At 54.9% G+C, this 17,350-nt stretch carries 14 protein-coding genes and 1 pseudogene; 11 read left to right on the forward strand and 4 right to left on the reverse strand.

Annotated features, from left to right (window positions below; all coding sequences use genetic code 11):
• Positions 1-1,121 precede the first annotated feature (1,121 nt).
• Positions 1,122-2,096, forward strand: coding sequence for a YbaY family lipoprotein (locus ACR0LN_RS19640; RefSeq protein WP_170825404.1), 975 nt, complete (start codon positions 1,122-1,124; stop codon positions 2,094-2,096).
• 239 nt (positions 2,097-2,335) lie between these two features.
• Here the strand turns inward: ACR0LN_RS19640 and ACR0LN_RS19645 are convergent, their stop codons facing one another.
• The 3 genes and pseudogenes from ACR0LN_RS19645 to ACR0LN_RS19655 all read right to left on the reverse strand — a co-directional run.
• The gene (locus ACR0LN_RS19645) at positions 2,336-3,316 is read right to left on the reverse strand and encodes a hypothetical protein (protein ID WP_170825403.1); all 981 of its coding nucleotides are present in this window, start codon (positions 3,314-3,316) and stop codon (positions 2,336-2,338) included.
• An 80-nt stretch (positions 3,317-3,396) separates the two neighbouring features.
• The gene (locus ACR0LN_RS19650) at positions 3,397-3,717 is read right to left on the reverse strand and encodes a hypothetical protein (RefSeq protein WP_170744553.1); all 321 of its coding nucleotides are present in this window, start codon (positions 3,715-3,717) and stop codon (positions 3,397-3,399) included.
• Positions 3,718-3,912: 195 nt separating this feature from the next.
• Positions 3,913-4,026, reverse strand: a pseudogene (locus tag ACR0LN_RS19655) (IS6 family transposase); the annotation flags it as partial.
• A gap of 179 nt (positions 4,027-4,205) precedes the next feature.
• Between ACR0LN_RS19655 and ACR0LN_RS19660 the strand changes: the two are divergent.
• Entirely contained in the window at positions 4,206-5,372 is a 1,167-nt protein-coding gene (locus ACR0LN_RS19660) for an MFS transporter (protein ID WP_170825402.1), read from the forward strand.
• An 84-nt stretch (positions 5,373-5,456) separates the two neighbouring features.
• Here the strand turns inward: ACR0LN_RS19660 and ACR0LN_RS19665 are convergent, their stop codons facing one another.
• A complete protein-coding gene (locus tag ACR0LN_RS19665) occupies positions 5,457-6,143 on the reverse strand; it encodes a Crp/Fnr family transcriptional regulator (protein WP_170825401.1) in 687 nt (228 codons plus the stop codon).
• 360 nt (positions 6,144-6,503) lie between these two features.
• On the opposite strand from ACR0LN_RS19665, the gene ACR0LN_RS19670 reads away from it, so the two are divergent.
• The 9 genes from ACR0LN_RS19670 (at position 6,504) to ypfJ (ending at position 17,251) form a co-directional block, all read left to right on the forward strand.
• Positions 6,504-8,423 carry a DUF3604 domain-containing protein gene (locus tag ACR0LN_RS19670; protein ID WP_170825400.1) on the forward strand — a complete coding sequence of 640 codons (1,920 nt, stop codon included), beginning with the start codon at positions 6,504-6,506 and terminating at the stop codon, positions 8,421-8,423.
• A 13-nt stretch (positions 8,424-8,436) separates the two neighbouring features.
• Positions 8,437-10,326, forward strand: a complete 1,890-nt coding sequence (locus ACR0LN_RS19675) for a DUF3604 domain-containing protein (RefSeq protein ID WP_480432033.1) — start codon at positions 8,437-8,439, stop codon at positions 10,324-10,326.
• A gap of 13 nt (positions 10,327-10,339) precedes the next feature.
• Positions 10,340-12,211, forward strand: coding sequence for a DUF3604 domain-containing protein (locus ACR0LN_RS19680; RefSeq protein ID WP_170744548.1), 1,872 nt, complete (start codon positions 10,340-10,342; stop codon positions 12,209-12,211).
• 57 nt (positions 12,212-12,268) lie between these two features.
• On the forward strand, positions 12,269-13,270 hold the full coding sequence (locus ACR0LN_RS19685; protein ID WP_170744547.1) for a SphA family protein: 1,002 nt from the start codon (positions 12,269-12,271) through the stop codon (positions 13,268-13,270).
• 17 nt (positions 13,271-13,287) lie between these two features.
• A complete protein-coding gene (locus tag ACR0LN_RS19690) occupies positions 13,288-14,061 on the forward strand; it encodes a hypothetical protein (RefSeq protein ID WP_170825398.1) in 774 nt (257 codons plus the stop codon).
• A gap of 19 nt (positions 14,062-14,080) precedes the next feature.
• Positions 14,081-14,995, forward strand: coding sequence for a peptidyl-prolyl cis-trans isomerase (locus ACR0LN_RS19695; protein ID WP_170825397.1), 915 nt, complete (start codon positions 14,081-14,083; stop codon positions 14,993-14,995).
• Positions 14,992-16,002, forward strand: a complete 1,011-nt coding sequence (locus tag ACR0LN_RS19700; protein ID WP_170825396.1) for a HupE/UreJ family protein — start codon at positions 14,992-14,994, stop codon at positions 16,000-16,002. Before ACR0LN_RS19695 ends, ACR0LN_RS19700 begins: the two co-directional genes overlap by 4 nt.
• 26 nt (positions 16,003-16,028) lie before the next feature.
• Positions 16,029-16,217 carry a hypothetical protein gene (locus ACR0LN_RS19705; protein WP_170825395.1) on the forward strand — a complete coding sequence of 63 codons (189 nt, stop codon included), beginning with the start codon at positions 16,029-16,031 and terminating at the stop codon, positions 16,215-16,217.
• A 188-nt stretch (positions 16,218-16,405) separates the two neighbouring features.
• Positions 16,406-17,251, forward strand: coding sequence for a KPN_02809 family neutral zinc metallopeptidase (ypfJ, locus tag ACR0LN_RS19710; protein ID WP_171212900.1), 846 nt, complete (start codon positions 16,406-16,408; stop codon positions 17,249-17,251).
• Positions 17,252-17,350 lie beyond the last annotated feature (99 nt).

Here is a 17,350-nt window from a genome sequence, read left to right on the forward strand (position 1 = left end):
ACTGTGCTGCATCTAATATGGTTTGCTGCCGGATCGGGGCAGGGGTCTACGGGTTACGGACCAATGCCGTCGCGAGTCCATTGGTTAAGGAAAACCGACACTTCATGGCCCGCATTCTGCGCCCATTCCCCGGTAAAATCAATCAAGCATGATAAGCGATACTTATCGGGTGTAATAGTATTTTGAAGATACCTTGGATGTAACGATCAAAAAGTCCTTATAATGAGCGTAATACAGGCGTAGGTCATGCTCTGTAACAGAATTCAAGAAGGCGAGGTGGGTTCTGTTGCAACAGAGCCATCTGCCTATTGTAGAGCGGCTTTGTCAGGTTATTTTCGACGGCCCGCGAGACAGGAACTGTACGTTGATTTCAAGCGTTGAGCTCGCGTCCATATTCGGTCCAAATTTCGAAAGCAGCGGCGCGGGCATGTCGAAAGGAATGGGCTGAAAGGCGGTGACGTTTGGGGCGAAACAGAGCGGCGGTTTGATCGTGTGTCACGGTGCCCTTAATTTCTGGACGCTTGCTTCAAAAAATTGAGTAAAATCAGTTCCAATTTGTGCCTTTAATTTCTGGACTGTGTCCTTAATTGCCGGACTGTGCCTTAAATTCCAAGACCGTGCATTCTGGGGATAAGTCGTGTGTTAGGCAGACGTGATCCGGTACAGGGACCCTTCGGTCCTTCACCGAATGTATGTGAGGTCCCTGGTTGGTGGCCTGTGGATATCCGAGAATTAAGGGCACAAAACCTGGGTAAATGCACCAAGATGCATCTGCGTCCAGAAATTAAGGGCACAGTGACAACAGTCAAGCGTGATAATTCACGATTCGGGGCACATGGGATGAGACGCTGAGGTAGCGCCAATGCCCACTACTATAATTTCTTAATTCGAATGTGATTTGAGTCAGCCTCTCACACCATAGCGCGCTTGAAGCGTATTGGTTCAAGAACGTAGCTGAACGTGCGATCGGGTCATGGTTCAGAAGATCATTCGTCATGGACCTTTAGCTTCCTTCTGCCATAGGTTGACGTCGAGACATAATCGAGAGGATTACGGCGATGCGAGTTTTTGAGTCTTTCCTGGCGACGATTCTTTGCTTCGCCGGGTTTGGAGCGAATGCGATGGAAACAATTACTGGAACGGCCACATTCCGGGAACGGATCGCCATGCCGCCCGGAGTGACCTTCGAGGTTCGGCTTGAGGATGTATCATTGATGGATGTCCCGGCGCAAATCCTCAGCACAGTGACGGTGAACGAAGCGGGCAACCCGCCCTACGAATTCGCGATCCCCTACAACCCCGATGTCATTCAGGATACACGGCGTTACACAGTCCGAGCGAGCCTGCGGTTAGGCGAGCGGTTACTGTTCACCACTGACACGCATACACCGGTGTTAACGGACGGCGCTGGCATGGATGTGGAGATCAACATGGTTCAAGTACAAATCCCGGTTGAACGGCCCCGCCGAATGATCGGAGAGTTCGTCTATTCTGCAGACGCCGCGACGTTTACAGAATGCGGGACAAAAGACACTTACCCGGTCGCGATCGAGGGCGCTTACCTTGATGCCGAACGCGGATACCTGGATGCACAGGCCGCGCCGATGACGCCGGTCGTTGTAGTACTCGAAGGCGAGATAGCGAAACGCCAAGGCATGGAAGGTGGCAAGCGCGATATGCTTGTGATAGAGCGGCTTGCCGGGTTCGTACCAGGACTGACCTGTGAGCGCGCAATGGCGGACGCGGATGTTGAAAACACCTATTGGCGTATCCTATCGATTGCAAGCCGCGTGCTCGAGAATACCGAGGCCGAGCGAGAACCCCATTTTATTTTGCGCTCCAGTGAGGGGGCTTTTACGTCGACTGTCGGCTGTAACATCATCAATGGAAGTTACGCACTTGAAGGCTCCGCGCTGTCTTTGACTGCTGGTCCCATGACGTTGACGGCTTGCCCACCGCCATTTGATAAAATCGAGCGTGCCTGGACCAAAGGTATGGCTGCGGTGAGCGAGGCGGTCGTGACCGGTCCGACGATGGAGCTGCTTACCGCCGATGGTATGACGGTCGTATTCCTCGAAGCCGTAGCCTTGCCCTGAAACGGCACTTTGTCGAACCTTCCAGGCCTTATCTGTCTGTCGGGTGCCGCGGTTTTCGATTGTCTTCACTAATACAATGATTTTGCCCTTGCCTGTGACGTTGCAAACGGCCACGCGTTTGGGGGTATTGCCGAGGTCAGGTATCGGCTGATCAAAACGTTCATGGTTCCGGGCGATGTCGATCTCGCGCACGCAACGAACGTCATCAAAAACGATATTTGCGTCAAACTTCTTTGACTTCAGTCTTTGGGCGCAAGTTTGGCTTGAATGATAAATTGCGTGACCGGGTCAAGGTTTTCACTGTCCAACAAGGCCAACAGCTGTTCATCCAGCTGAGTTTCGTTCCAGTCCCGCATCGCAATCGCAATTTCCATTGCCAATGCACTATCGTCCTTTAATACCTCGGCGAAGACCCCAGTAATCCGGTTTCTGAATGCAGGAGATACCGTGCCACAATCGGCCAATGCACGCACAAGCGATCGCTTGCTGTTCGGCTTCAAGGTCTCCGTCTTCAATGCATCGCTGACGACTTCAATGGCCGACAATCCGTCCATGGCGATCCCTGACAGAGCCCATTCATACACGTAAGCCGAGTTTGAATGCATCGCTTGTGAATACCGGGATTGAACCGCTTTTCTCGCCCTGTCATCGTCAATTTGCAGCCCCATCAGTCGGATCGAAACCGGAACAAAGCTTAGCCGGTTAATGGTGCCGAATTCTTGCAGCAACATGTCTACAGGAACCTTGTTGCGCAAAATCTGGATGCTGCTGTAGGGGGCACGATCTATTTCGATCAGTGCGGTATCGCGTAGCACCAAGTCTTTGTCCGAAAGAAACTGTGCAAAAAACTCAACCCGTTCGGCGTAGTTCCCTTTGCCCGGTCGCCAATGCTCACCCACGATCCATAGAGCTTCGAGAAATTGCTCTCTGTCGGGGGTCAGAGAAAAAATTCTGGTCCATTTGCGCGACAGCCCACGCCCGGCCGCATCTTTGGTTGTGGTGCCAAAAGTCAGCAAAATTAACTTGTCAGGGTCGGCCCGGAATGCAGCACGCGTACGGCTATCGATCAGGAAGGGGATTTCGGGCATCCGCTCAAGCCCTTCGGAAGTGCCTTTTATGACCCTTACGGGAGTGAATTTGAAGGGATTATCCGGAGCAGGCCCGGACAGAACGACGATCTCGGCTGCAAGTAGGTGATCTGCGAGCGTTGTCTCTGGCAATGTCGTGCACACCGGGCAAGCGTTTACCATTCTTGGCGTGGAAACGAAACCGAATACGATGACGACAAAAAGCAAAAAACTTACCGCACTTCGATTGCGATCAGGGCTGCGCGATGACCTGAGATTTTGCTGCCACTTAAGCATTTATCGAATCCCCCCAAGCCTTCTGGATCGATCAAAACGATACGTCCGTATTCCGACCGGATAAGTCCTTGGCCTGTCAAGGTGCCAAATTGAATCGAGGCTATCGGCAATGAGATATTCGCCAGTTCGGGGATTTCCAGTTGGGTGGCGTGGACGACATCGGTTTGGGCCGACCCATGGAAAATACCTTCAGAGCCCGTCGAGGCGGCTAAATGCAAAAAACCTGCATCAGAGCAGCTGACCACTGCAATTTTCAACCTGGATTCATACTTCAAAGAACCTGGTAACAAAACCAAAATTCTATTCCGCGACGTTACTATCCAATGCGATCGGGTCGAGAGTTCTGATACGTCCGTAGTTCAATTCGATCAGGCCTTCTTCCTACATGCCCTGGAGGCGTTGGGGCGCTTCTGAACATGTGATGTTGGCTAAATTGGAGAGATCTTGCTGGCTCGCTTCGCCATGATCTCTTCCAGATAGCGATAGGAAACGCCGTATCGAACATAGAAGAACACTGCGAATAGGATCACATACTCCGGTGCCTGTGCACCTTTGAAAGAAATCATGAGCTGGCTTTCGACTTGATACGACCGACAGACATTCACTCGCTAATTCCGAAATCATCAATGGTCGAAGGATTGCAACGGAACCCTCTCAACAAACATAAGAACTTGATCTTGCTTCAATCGGCCCTAATGCTCGAGAACATCTTAATTATTTCATATTGGCAACTGAAAGTAACGTATTGATCCTGATTAAGCGCCTTGCAATTGTATCTGGTGTCTACGTCTATGCTGCGTCAAACGCACTGCTTTCCGGTGGCCTTGGTCCGGTGAGCCGGGACTATGGCATCACCGAATTACAAGTCGGCATAATCCTAAGTCTCGGCGCGTTGGCTGTTGTACCCACAGCGCCCCTATGGGGCGTTTTGTCAGAGCGCGTGGGCCGCCGTTCCCTGGTTTTGACCGCTATTCCGTTTGTTTTGCTCAGCCCGTTGATAATGGCGCTGGTGTTCTCAAACATGTTGGTTCTGGCCAGCAGCGCAACGGTCTATACGCTTGCAGTTGCCCGCACCGTAAAGGGCGTGTTCGGTGGGGCGCTCATTCCGTCGACGCAGGCGCTCATTGCCGATACTACAGACAGCAAGACGCGCGTCTCAGGCATGGGTCTTATGGGGGCTTCCGTCAGTTTGGGCGCACTTTCAGGTTCAATGCTGCTCTGGTTGACCGCCGAGCGGGGCATTGCAGTCGGCTTTGTTGCGCTTCTTCTAGCAGGCTTGTTTGCGTTTTTTCTGTCTTTGAAATTTCTTCCGACCTCGCAATTACATATCCGGCCAAGGACGAAAAAACCCATTCGATTGTCTCGGTTCTGGAAATTCTTTGCGATCACGATGGCAGGCTTTGCTGGCTACACCATGGTGGTTCCGATCATCGGGCTTAAACTAATGGATGACCTGCAAGTAAACAGTACCGAGGCAATGAAATCAACAGGCTTTATTCTTGCAGGCGCAACTCTGTCGTTGACGATATCACAAGTGTTTGTGGCAACACGAAAGGGATGGGATGCGCGTCGGTTGCTGCGGTCAGGCAGTATTGGCGCTTTGGCCGGAATAGGGATCATGATTCTGGCGGATGATGTGTTGGTTCTGGCGATTGGCATGATCGCCGTTGGTGCTTCTCTGGGGGCAGTCGCTCCTGGCGCTATGGGTGCGCTCAGCTTATCGGCCGGTACAACGGATCAGGGTCGAGTGGCGGGCATCAATACGGCTTTTCGCGGAATGGGAATTGCTGCCGGGCCGGTTCTCGGCACTGCACTTTACAGTTTTGGTACAGACGCGCCACTTTGGGGCGCGTTGGCGCTTGTGTTTTGTGTTGCGGCGTTGAGCTTGTCTTGTCGGCAACCCAATGTTTGAGCCGCACAGCCAAAAAGAACCATCCATTCTCGGCTAAACCTCTACACGCGTTTACGCGGATCGCTCACACCTCGTGAACACAGTTCACAGCAATGCCAACAGTCCCTTGGGATCCGTTATGGTTATGCTGGCGCGTCCGAGGCTTATCAGTTTTTTGCGCTCCAGTTCCGCAAGGCGAGAAGAAACAACACCGCGCGATAGGTTGGTCAAGGTAGCGATCTCTCGGTGCGTGGCATCGACGATCGCTGGAACAGGAGGGTTGGGTTCATACAGCCCGGCCATTCTGGCCAGGACGGCAACAAGGCGTTCATGGCTTCCGCGGCGCATGAGATCATGGGCAAAACCAATCGCCCGCTCTTGGTTTTGGATCTGGTTCAACAACAGTCGACGCCAAATATCCGGGTAAATCTCAGCAAAACTCACGAACTCGTTGCTTTTGACAACCAAAATGGTCGAAGGGCGCGTAGCATACGCGCCGATTTTACGTCTTTTTGTTCCAGCCAGCCGTGCTGCTCCAATCCACACCCCAGGGTGCATCAGAAAGCTCTTTTCGATCACGTTTTCAGTTCCTGCTGACTCGATAGCAATCGCACCCGAGGCCAACCCGAAGAGGTCACTGGCAGGGTCGTCGATGGAATAAAGCGGCTGCCCGGCATCAAGCGTTACATGGTGAGTGATGCCCAGGAACGCGTCCAGCAATTCACCCGATAGGGTTGAAGCCCAGCCATGATGTGAAAGATATTTTTTCGCATTTGCGCTTGATATGTGCATTCAATTCCGCCTTCTGTCCGAATTCGGACAAATAGATTTATTCGAATGGCTACAGTCAAGGGGCGAATCTGACATTTCAGACATAGGTTTGCGATTCTTTAGGGTGACTGATGTCTCCATTGGAACGGTTTTTCTCTCTCGGCTGGTTCAGGCGGCCTCCTATGTATTGGCAGCTTCACCGGGGCATTCAATGCCCCCAGTCCGGCTTAGGTCCGCGAACATCTGCCACCACTCATGGTTCCGGATTGGCAGGCTGCGGGGGACCGTACCGAGTTGATTGGGGCGTTCTGACAGGCCCGGAATCGAAAGCGCGCCGATCCATCATCCATAACAATTTGCCCACACAGTAAGGAACACCTGATGCAAAAAATCATTCCTTCTCTCGCTGCGACACTTTTTGCGACGGGCGTTTTTGCACAAGAAGCTCCGCCCGAAGCGTCCGATAGTGTTTTGAAGGGGCGCCCTTATTCCCCCTATGCCGACCGCGCGTTTCCGACGCGGCCATTGTTCGGCGACACGCATGTCCACACCGCGTTGTCGGCTGATGCGGGAGGCGGTGGAACAACACTTTTGCCACGCGACAGCTATCGATTGGCTCGTGGTGAGCAGGTGATTTCTAACACTGGTCAACCTGTCAAACTCTCCCGTCCCCTGGATTTCTATATGATCACAGATCATTCCGATGGGATGGGCGCCATTACCGACATTTTGTCCGGTGCGCCCAACATCATGGCCGATGAACAAGGGCGACAATTTCACGAAGCCTTTGCAGAAGGTGGGCAAGCGGCCCGTATGGCAGCTCAGGAACTCACAAAACAGTTTGCACAAGGCACAATTTCGTCCGAACTCAACTACCAGCCCGGCAATCCGGCCTACAAGCGGGTCTGGGATGATATCATCGCCGCGGCGGAAGAGTTCAACGACCCCGGGGTATTCACCACTTTCATCGCCTTTGAATGGACCTCATTGGTCTCGGGCAACAATCTGCACCGCAACGTCATTTTTCGAGATGGGCCCGAACGCGCAGGTCAGGTCGTGCCCTACACCACAACACCACCTATGGGGTCGAGCAATCCGCGTGACCTCTGGGCTTGGCTCGAGAACTACGAAACGGTCACGGGTGGCGACGTTACCGCAATTCCGCATAACGGCAACCTTTCAAGCGGCATGATGTTCCCGCTCGTTGATGGTTTTGCCGATGGCGCGCCGCTCGATCCGGCATATGCCGAAGCACGCCAAAAGTGGGAACGGCTTTACGAATGGACCCAATTCAAAGGGGATGGCGAAGCGCATCCCATGCTATCGCCCGAGGATGAGTTTGCCAACTTCGAGACTTGGGATTACGGCAATCTCGACGCGACAGTTCGAAAAACGCCCGAGATGCTGCCGGGTGAATATGCAAGGTCTGGTTTGTTGCGTGGGCTGGAACTGGGCGCTGTACTTGGGTCCAACCCCTACAAGTTTGGTGCCGACGGCGCTACTGATACGCATACCGGCCTGACCACGGCGCAGGAAAACAACTTTTATGGCAAATTTACTGCTTATGAACCCAACGGTGAACGGGCGGCGCATGTCGGAAGGACATATCCGAACGGTGATGTTGCGTATGACTCGTCCATCTATTCAGCCGCGGGTTTGACCGCTGTCTGGGCTACGGAAAATACTCGTGGTGCGATCTTTGATGCCATGGAACGGCGCGAAACCTACGCGACGACCGGATCGCGCCTATCCGTAAGGTTCTTTGGTGGCGATTATGAAGCCGACGCGATGAACCGTCGTGATCTGGCTCAGGTCGGTTACTATGGCGGGGTCCCCATGGGTGGTGATCTTGCGACGCCTGCAGACGGCGAAGCGCCTGACTTCCTCGTCTATTCTCTGCGTGATCCGTCGGGTGCAAATCTTGACCGCGTGCAGATCATCAAGGGTTGGATCGATGCCGAGTCCGGCGAGGCCATGGAAAAGGTCTATGATGTCGCGTGGGGGGGTGACCGGTCTCCGGATGAGAACGGAAAACTGCCGCCGGTTGGCAATACCGTCGACCTGTCGGTGCCGTCCTGGACAAACACCATCGGTGCGCCCGAGCTTGGTGCCGTCTGGACCGATCCGGATTTCGATCCGGCAGAACCCGCATTCTATTATGCCCGGGTCATCGAAATCCCCACTCCACGGTGGACGGCTTATGACGCTGTAAAGTTCAATGTTCAAATGGCGGACAGCGTTGTGATGACCACACAGGATCGCGCCTACACATCGCCCATTTGGTACACGCCCACAAATTGAGGAGTGCACTTTAATGATCAGGGAACTCGCTATTTCCGTTTCACTGCTCGCATTCGCGGGGGCGATCCACGCCCAGGACACGCCGGCTGTTGCTCCTGCAGGCGACTATTCGCCCTATCCGAGTCAGGATTTCCCCAATCAGGTTTTCTTTGGCGATACACATCTTCACACGTCGTTTTCAGCGGATTCGGGTTTGAACGGCAATTTGCTGGGCCCGGATGAGGCTTATCGTTTTGCGAAAGGGGAGACAGTCGTTTCCACAACCGGGCAGAATGCGAAACTAAGCCGCCCCCTTGATTTTCTTGTTGTTGCTGATCATGCAGAAAACTTGGGACTACCCGTAGCGATTGAAGAAGCCAACGAGGATCTGCTGGCGACCGAATGGGGGCGTCAGATCTATGAGATAGCCAAACCCGGGACGTTTGAAGCTAGACGGGACGCTCAGAATTTCTGGGCTACGATGCGGCAGACCGGCGTGAACGAGCTAGCCGATAACCAGGACATGTCGATTACGATGTGGCAACGCGTCACAGACGCCGCAGACAGGCACAATATTCCTGGTGCATTCACCGCCTTCATTGGTTTTGAATATACCCTTGACCCCTCCGGCAACAATCTGCACCGCGTCGTGGTCTTCAAGGATGACAAGGAGAAAGCAGATCAGATTATTCCGGTTTCAGTTTACGAGGCCCCGGACCCTGAGGACCTTTGGGACTGGATGGCTTCTTACGAGGAGCTGACCGGAGGGCAACTCCTGGCCATCCCGCACAATGGTAATCTGTCGAACGGGCTTATGTTCTCGGAAACCGGTCTGCTAAGTGGTGTACCGATTGACGCCTCTTACGCTGAGCGGCGCATGCGCTGGGAGCCTTTGTACGAGATCACTCAAATGAAGGGCGATGGTGAAGCACACCCGTTCCTGTCTCCCGATGATGAGTTTGCCGACTTCGAGACCTGGGACGGTGGTAGCTTTGGAGTCGAGCCCAAAACGCCCGAAATGCTGCCCAATGAGTATGCCCGAACCGCTTTGATGCGTGGTCTTTCAATAGGGGATAGGTTGGGGGCGAACCCATTTAAGTTTGGTGTGATCGGGTCGACTGACAGCCACACGTCGCTTAGCACTGTCGAGGAGAATAATTACTTCGGTAAATTTCCAGCGGTGGAACCAACTGCCGACCCGATCAGATTTGATGAGGCTGCAACAGCGCGCCTTGCAGAGGACGACGCGCAAAAGAACTTTACGCGAAACACTAGTGCTGGCGGGCTTGCTGCGGTTTGGGCACGTGAGAATACGCGCGAAGCCATCTTTAACGCGATGATGCGAAAAGAGGTCTTTGCGACCACAGGGACACGTATCCGGGTTCGTGTCTTCGCGGGTTACGATTTTGATGAATCCGATCTCCCTCGGTCGGACTTCGCGGCGCATGGCTACGCCAATGGCGTACCTATGGGGGGTGATTTGGGAAAGAGTGAAGACCGTGCGCCGCGTTTCCTTGTTCGTGCTTTGCGGGATCCGGATGGTGCCAACTTAGACCGTGTGCAGATCGTAAAGGGATGGAACAACGCCGATGGCACAACGTCGGAGCGCATCTACGATATTGCTTGCGGCGGACGTGCTCTTGTTTCAGCGAAGTGCTCGGCTCCGGTCGGCAACACCGTAGATGTAGCGAATGCCAGCTACACCAATGAGATTGGTCAGGCGATCCTTGGTGGCTTCTGGCAAGATCCCGAGTTCGACCCGACGCAGGCTGCTTTCTACTATGTCAGAGTATTGGCAATTCCGACACCTCGTTGGACGACGTATGACGCAAAATTCTTTGGAGTAGAAATTCCGGAGGATGTCCCAACATCAATCCAAGAACGCGCCTACACATCGCCCATTTGGTACACGCCCGCAAATTGAGGAGTACGTTGCGATGAAAAAGCTCGCTGCGCTTTCTGTATCCACGCTTGCTCTGGCAGGGGCGCTTCACGCTCAGGACACGCCGCCGGTTGCTCCTGCCGGCGAATACTCGCCCTATCCAAGCCAGGATTTCCCCAACCAGGTTTTCTTTGGCGACACCCATGTGCATACGACCTATTCCGCTGATGCCGGTCTGATCGGCAACACATTAGGGCCGGACGCGGCCTATCGCTTTGCCAAAGGCGAAACGGTCACGTCATCAACCGGGCTTCCAGCCCGTTTGTCGCGTCCGCTCGATTTTCTCGTTGTTGCCGATCACGCCGAGAATCTTGGGACGGCGCCATTGCTTGCGGCGCGTGACACCCGGCTTCTCGAAACAGAATACGGGCAGTCGCTTCAGGCTGCCATTGATGCGGGGGATTTACCCGGCGCGTGGGAGATTTTTTCTGTGACAAAGGCGTCTGGGGAAGACCCACTCGCTGATGTACCCGGCGTCTATGACAGCGTCTGGCAAGAGATTACCGCGGCTGCCGAAAGCCACAACCAGCCCGGTGCCTTCACTGCATTTATCGGGTTTGAATGGACCTCGACCTTTGATCGCTCGAACCTGCATCGCAATGTGATCTATCGCGGCGGAAAAGAGAATGCCGATATGCGACTACCCTATTCTGCCTACGACAGCGTGGATCCAGAAGATCTATGGGACTGGATGGCGCAATACGAGGCGGATACAGGCGACCGCCTTCTGGCCATTCCACACAATGGAAACCTTTCTAACGGGCTGATGTTTGACACTGTCAAGCTTGACAGCGACGAGGCGCTTGATGCCGAATATGCGGCACGCCGCGCCCGTTGGGAGCCGCTATATGAAGTGACTCAAATGAAAGGGGATGGTGAAGCCCATCCCATGCTGTCACCTGATGACCCGTTTGCGGATTTTGAGACATGGGACAAGGGCCAGCTTGGTCCCAATCCCAAGACGCCCGAGATGATCCCAAACGAATATGCGCGCGAAGCGCTCAAGCGAGGTTTGGCCTACCAGACTGAATTTGGTGTGAACCCGTTCCGGTTTGGGATGATCGGCTCGACCGACACACATACTTCACTCTCAACTTCTAAAGAAAACAACATGTTCGGTAAGGTTGTCGCCCTCGAACCGACAGTAGACCCGATCCGGTTTGAAGAAGTGGTGGGGGGCATAGGAGGTGACGAAAGTGTTGCGCAATATGCGTGGCAGACCAGCGCCTCCGGTTTGGCTGCCATCTGGGCGCGCGAAAACACGCGCGAAGCCCTTTTTGACGCGATGATGCGCAAGGAGGTCTATGCAACAACAGGTACGCGCCTGCGCGTCCGTGTCTTCGCAGGGTACGACTTTGATGCCTCTGACCTCCCTCGGTCAGATTTCGCGGCTCACGGTTACGCCAATGGCGTACCTATGGGGGGTGATCTGGGAACGAGTGAAGGTCGTGCGCCGCGCTTTTTGGTGCGGGCGTTGCGTGATCCGGACGGGGCCAATCTGGATCGGATTCAGATCATCAAGGGCTGGCTGAATGCGGATGGAACGACCAGTGAAAAGGTCTTTGACATTGCATGCGGTGATCGAAAGGTCATCGACGGTCAATGCGCTGCTCCGGTCGGGAATTCTGTTGATTCCGATGAAGCCACTTACACAAACGATATAGGCCAACCGATCCTTGGAGCCTATTGGGAAGACCCGGAATTCGACCCAGATCAAAGTGCTTTTTACTACACGCGTGTTCTGGAAATCCCAACCCCGCGCTGGACGACCTATGACCACAAGTTCTTTGGTGTCGAACTGCCGGAAGGCGCGCCTGAGGCCATTCAGGACCGGGCCTATACCTCACCCATTTGGTACACGCCCTGATCCTAAAACCCGAAAAAAGCGCGGCAAACGCGTGAAGTGATTTAAACGAGGTGACAAATGAAGATGTTTTTGCGTGACAAGCGTCCGATGATGGGCGCGGCCATCATTGCTACCCTTACAGTTCTGCCGGTAAAACCAGCGATTGCGGTTGAAGGAGGGTTGGGCGCCTATTTTCTGGGAACCAGAGATACGTTTGCCGGTTTCGTGCCCGAGCCGGGAACTTACACAAGCCTTACATTCGACCATCTTGATGGCAGCGTGGACGGCGTTTCGCTTGCGGGTCTTCCGATTGCGGCTGACGCAGACCTCGAACTTAATCTCTGGCGACTGGGTGTTACTCAGGTGTTCGACGCGCAGCTCTTTGGCGGAACACCCGCCATAAACCTCACTGTTCCTTTTCCTGTTGCTGAACTCACGTTCACGGCAATACGGCCTCCGTTGCAAGGAGCCAGCATTGACGATACGTTGTCCAGTTTTGGTGACATCAGCCTGACCGGACTGGTGGGTTGGCATCGGGGCAATCTGCACTATAGTACGGGGCTGACCGTTTATGCCCCGACTGGAGAGTATAATACGGCATCCATCAATCTGCAGGAGCGCACAGTTCAAGTATTGAATGCAGGCAAGAATGTCTGGTCGTTCCAGCCCTTCTTTGCCGCGACGTGGTTCGTTCCGGAACGTGGTTTTGAGGTTTCAGGAGCGGCCAGCCTTTTGTTCAGCGAAGAAAACGATGCGACCGACTACCAGACGGCCCCTGCGTTTCAATTAGAAGGCGCGGTGGTGCAGCGCTTCCGCTCGGGCTGGGGTGTTGGCCTCGCTGGCTATACCTACCATCAGCTTGAGGATGACAGTGGCGCAGGTGCTGAGCTTACCCGGATCGCCCTGGGGGCCAGCAGCCTGCGGGCTCAGGTCAGCGGGATTGGGCCTCTCGTGACTTACGAGGGCGGAACGCTGTTGGGCGCCGATGCTTCCCTCAAGCTTAAATACACACATGAGTTTGCGGCAAAGCGGCGGTTCGAAAGCAATGTCCTGACGGCCGTGATTTCATTGGCGTTCTGACCTGCGGGACTTTCAACATGAAGCTGACACTGTCATGGGTTATTGCAGGAGTTCTGGTCCCTTGTGTTGTCCTGGCACAGGAAAAATCGGAGTCGCTTCAATCGGCGGCCAACGATCCGACAGCGTCGATCATGTCTTTTCAGCTGCAAGGCTTTCATTCGTTTGACCTGCACAACTCTTCCGAAGACAGCAGCCTGCTTCAGTTTCGTGCTGCGATCCCGTTCACTCTCGGACAAACAAACCATATTGCGCGGCTTACGCTGCCTTACGTGACGGACAGCCCCACCGGGCAGGCCGGACTGAGCGACACGACCCTGTTTGACCTCATGACTTTTGATCGGCGTTGGGGGCGTTTCGGTGTTGGCGCGGTCGCCTTGTTGCCCACGGGCAGCGATGGGCTGAGCGCGGATAAATGGGCGCTGGGTCCAGCTGTTGGTTTTGCAAAGCAAGAGAATTGGGGGCTTTGGGGGGCGTTTAACCAGAATCTCATCACGGTCGCCGGTGACGACAATCGGCCAGACGTGAATCTGTCCACACTGCAACCGGTGTTCAACTACACCCTTGGAAACGGCTGGTCGGTCGGCACGTCGGAAATGGTGTTTGTCTACGACTGGGACGCTGGCGACTTCAGCAGCGTTCCGCTGGGGTTGAAAGTGTCCAAACTCAACCGAAGCAGGGGGCTACCATGGCAATGGTCATTTTCCTACGAACACAATTTCGACGATGACGCCATCGTGGCTGCCGACACGGTTAGTTTCACGCTGAAATTGCTGGTCCCCAAGAGCCGATGAAATTGGATCGGAGATAGATGTGAACAAACATTGGCAATCAACCAATTCGCCGCGCCCAAGTGATCCGGTGTCAAACAAACAGAACGTGTTGCAGAGGGTCATCCGGGAACCCTTTGTCCATTTTGCCATTCTCAGCATCGCAATCTTCGGCTGGTTCAAGCTGGCGCAGCCCGCGGAATGGACAGGTGAGCCCGATGCGCGCGTCATTGTTCTCGAACAACGGCAAATCGATCTTCTGGCTGCCCAGTTCGAGGATACATGGCGGCGCGCTCCGACCGACGAAGAACTGAACAAACTCAAAGCCGACTGGCTGAACCGCGAGGTGCTTGTGCGCGAGGCTTTGGCGCTTGGGCTGGATGGCAATGATGAGATCATCCGCAACAGGTTGGTGCAGAAGATGAACTTCCTTCTGACCTCCGAAGCGGGCGCGGCCCGTCCCGATGATGAGGTGTTGCAAACCTATCTGTCAGACAATGCCGAGGCGTTCACGACCACTGCGCGGATTGCGGTCAGCCTTGTTTATCTGGGGCAAAACCCCAGCGGCACGTTTGTTGGCCAGACGCGGGCGCGTTTGGCTGCAGGGGAAGATCACCGCCAGTTGGGCCAGGCGTCGCTGCTACCGACGGGGTTTGATCTGAGCGTCCGATCTTCATTTGATGGCAACTTCGGAACGGGTTTCTTCGACCAGTTGCAACCCTTGCCATTGGGTGAATGGAGCGGACCCGTTCAGTCGTCCTTCGGGCTTCATATGGTTAGGATAGACAACAGATGGGACGCTACTCTGCCGCCTTTTGGAGCGATCCGGGATCGCGTTTTGGCGGATTGGCGCGAGAAGCAGGCCGAGCGCGCGAAAGAGGTTTTCATAGAAAATCTGAGATCCACTTATTCGATCCAGGACCTTGGGGTAGCAGGCATCTTAGAGAGTGAATCATGAGGCACTTTCTGCCCTTACTTGCGCTGTTGGCGGGGCTTCTGGCACCGGCGTTCGTACACGCCCATGCGTTGGAGCCCGGTTATCTTGAGATTTCGCAGGAAACCGACAGCGATTGGTATGTGTTTTGGCGCAAACCGGACGTTCAGGGCGCACCGATGGATATTGACGTTGCACTTCCTGATGTTTGTAGCGCACCCACCTTCGATGCCCCTGTCTTTGACGGTCGCGCCTGGACACAGGTCTGGCGCATGACCTGCACCGAAGACCTGCGCGGCAACACGATCCTGATCGACAAGCTTGATGCGCAGCGAACGGACGTCTTGCTGCGGGTGGGGTATCTGGACACCGAGAACATGGCCACATTCCGCCTGACACCGGATGCGCCTGCCGTCACGCTGCCCGCGCAGCAGGGGTTGGTTCAGACGCTATGGCAATACGGCGTGTTGGGGTTCGAACATATCCTCGAAGGCTGGGATCACCTGCTTTTTGTCTTTGCCCTGCTGGTGCTGATCCGCAACCTGCGCCAGCTGATCTGGGCCGTGACCGCCTTTACTGTCGCGCATTCGATCACGCTGGGTTTGGCCACCTTTGGAGTTCTGAACGTGCCCGGCCCTCCTGTCGAGGCCGTGATCGCGCTGTCTATTGTCTTTCTGGCAACCGAGGTTCTGCGGTCTGACGACAAACCAAAGACACTGGCGAGTCGGTTCCCCTGGGTGATTTCGTTTGGGTTCGGCCTGTTGCATGGCTTGGGTTTTGCCGGTGCGCTGGCCGAGATCGGTCTGCCTGAACAGGACATCCCGGCGGCTTTGCTGGCCTTTAACCTCGGGGTCGAGGCGGGGCAGCTTGCGTTCATCTTTGCCGTGCTGGGCGTGTTCGAGGTGCTGAAAAAGACAATGCAGATCGTCTGGGGCTGGTCCTTCGCGCCAGGTCCCTCGCGCCAATTTCTCGGATATCCCATCGGATGCATTGCCGGTTTCTGGCTGGCCGAGCGTTTGGCTGGGTTTTGATTCAACACAGAAAAGGAGAATAGACAGTGAGTAAGTTACTGGGGGGTGCGATGGTTGTCGCGATACTTGCGATTGCCGGCTGCGACGTGGTGGACCCCGACTGCACACCAGAAAAAGCTGCGAAACGCCAGGTCCAGCAAGCGACGATTGGCGTCAGCACGAATAGATGCACACCAGCTGAGACTGCGCGCGATACCGCAGGTATCGACGGTTGAGGAATTCGGGCACTCCAAAGCACTGGATGAATCGTGAGTGGTGAAGAAGTGACGCCCGGTATTGTCCTACAGAAACCGTAGTCACTGTGCCAGTTTTTGGAGGCCCGGATCGGTTCCCCGTTTGAACCTCGTAAGACGGGGAACCGACAAATTTAAACTTTGATACGCCCGGATGGGCCGGAGGCCATATGCGCTGGAAAGGACGACGTACAAGCAAAAACATCGACGACCGGCGCCACACGCCGCGTGGGGTATCTCGAGCCGGTATGAGCGGCGCGGGGTTGATTGTGGTCGTCGTAATCGGCCTGCTTTTTGGTGTCGATGTCACGCCGTTTTTGGGCGGCGGTGGTCAGGTTGCTCCTCCGCAAGCAAATGCCCCGGTTCAAATTGACGACGAAACCGAAGAGTTTGTGGCTGTCATACTTGCCGACACGGAAGCGATCTGGTCCGAGATTTTCGCGAATTCGGGCATTCAATACACGCCGCCGGTTCTGGTCCTGTTTGCAGGCAGAACTCAATCGGCCTGCGGCAGCGCCGCTTCGGCAACCGGCCCGTTCTATTGCCCTGTCGATCAGCGTGTCTATCTGGATACGTCGTTCTTTCAGGTGATGGAGCAACGGCTGGGCGCGCGTGGTGATTTTGCCAAGGCCTATGTCATCGCGCATGAGGTCGCGCATCATGTCCAGAACAGCCTGGGCGTTCTGGAACAGGTGAACCGCGCAAAAAGCAGGTCCAGCCAAGCCGAGGCAAATGCCTTGTCGGTTCGGGTCGAGCTTCAGGCTGACTGCTACTCAGGCGTCTGGGCCCGCGCCGTTGACAAGCGCTTTGGCGTATTGGAACCCGGCGACATAGAAGAAGCCCTAAACACGGCCGCCGCAATCGGTGACGACGCACTGCAACGCGCCCAGCGTGGCGTTGTTGTCCCTGACAGTTTTACTCATGGCACCAGTGCTCAACGGCAAAACTGGTTCCATCGCGGATACCAGACAGGTGACCCCAACAGCTGCGAAACCTTCGCAGTAGACCAACTATGACTTTCAAGGGTGTTGTCACGTTAACTTCCGACCCACCAAGGAATGCTGATGCCCGGACTTCAAGCAGCTCGAGTGGCGGCATTCCAGGCGTCAAATGCT

The organism is Ruegeria sp. AA6 (assembly GCF_056542865.1).

What these genes read in the sequence shown, in the direction of transcription:
- ACR0LN_RS19690 (WP_170825398.1), top strand. Translation starts at nt 13,288, where the DNA reads ATGAAGCTGACACTGTCATGGGTTATTGCAGGAGTTCTGGTCCCTTGT.
- ACR0LN_RS19640 (WP_170825404.1), top strand. Translation starts at nt 1,122, where the DNA reads ATGGAAACAATTACTGGAACGGCCACATTCCGGGAACGGATCGCCATG.
- ACR0LN_RS19670 (WP_170825400.1), top strand. Translation starts at nt 6,504, where the DNA reads ATGCAAAAAATCATTCCTTCTCTCGCTGCGACACTTTTTGCGACGGGC.
- ACR0LN_RS19675 (WP_480432033.1), top strand. Translation starts at nt 8,437, where the DNA reads ATGATCAGGGAACTCGCTATTTCCGTTTCACTGCTCGCATTCGCGGGG.
- ACR0LN_RS19700 (WP_170825396.1), top strand. Translation starts at nt 14,992, where the DNA reads ATGAGGCACTTTCTGCCCTTACTTGCGCTGTTGGCGGGGCTTCTGGCA.
- ACR0LN_RS19680 (WP_170744548.1), top strand. Translation starts at nt 10,340, where the DNA reads ATGAAAAAGCTCGCTGCGCTTTCTGTATCCACGCTTGCTCTGGCAGGG.
- ACR0LN_RS19685 (WP_170744547.1), top strand. Translation starts at nt 12,269, where the DNA reads ATGAAGATGTTTTTGCGTGACAAGCGTCCGATGATGGGCGCGGCCATC.
- ypfJ (WP_171212900.1), top strand. Translation starts at nt 16,406, where the DNA reads ATGCGCTGGAAAGGACGACGTACAAGCAAAAACATCGACGACCGGCGC.
- ACR0LN_RS19665 (WP_170825401.1), bottom strand. Translation starts at nt 6,143, where the DNA reads ATGCACATATCAAGCGCAAATGCGAAAAAATATCTTTCACATCATGGC.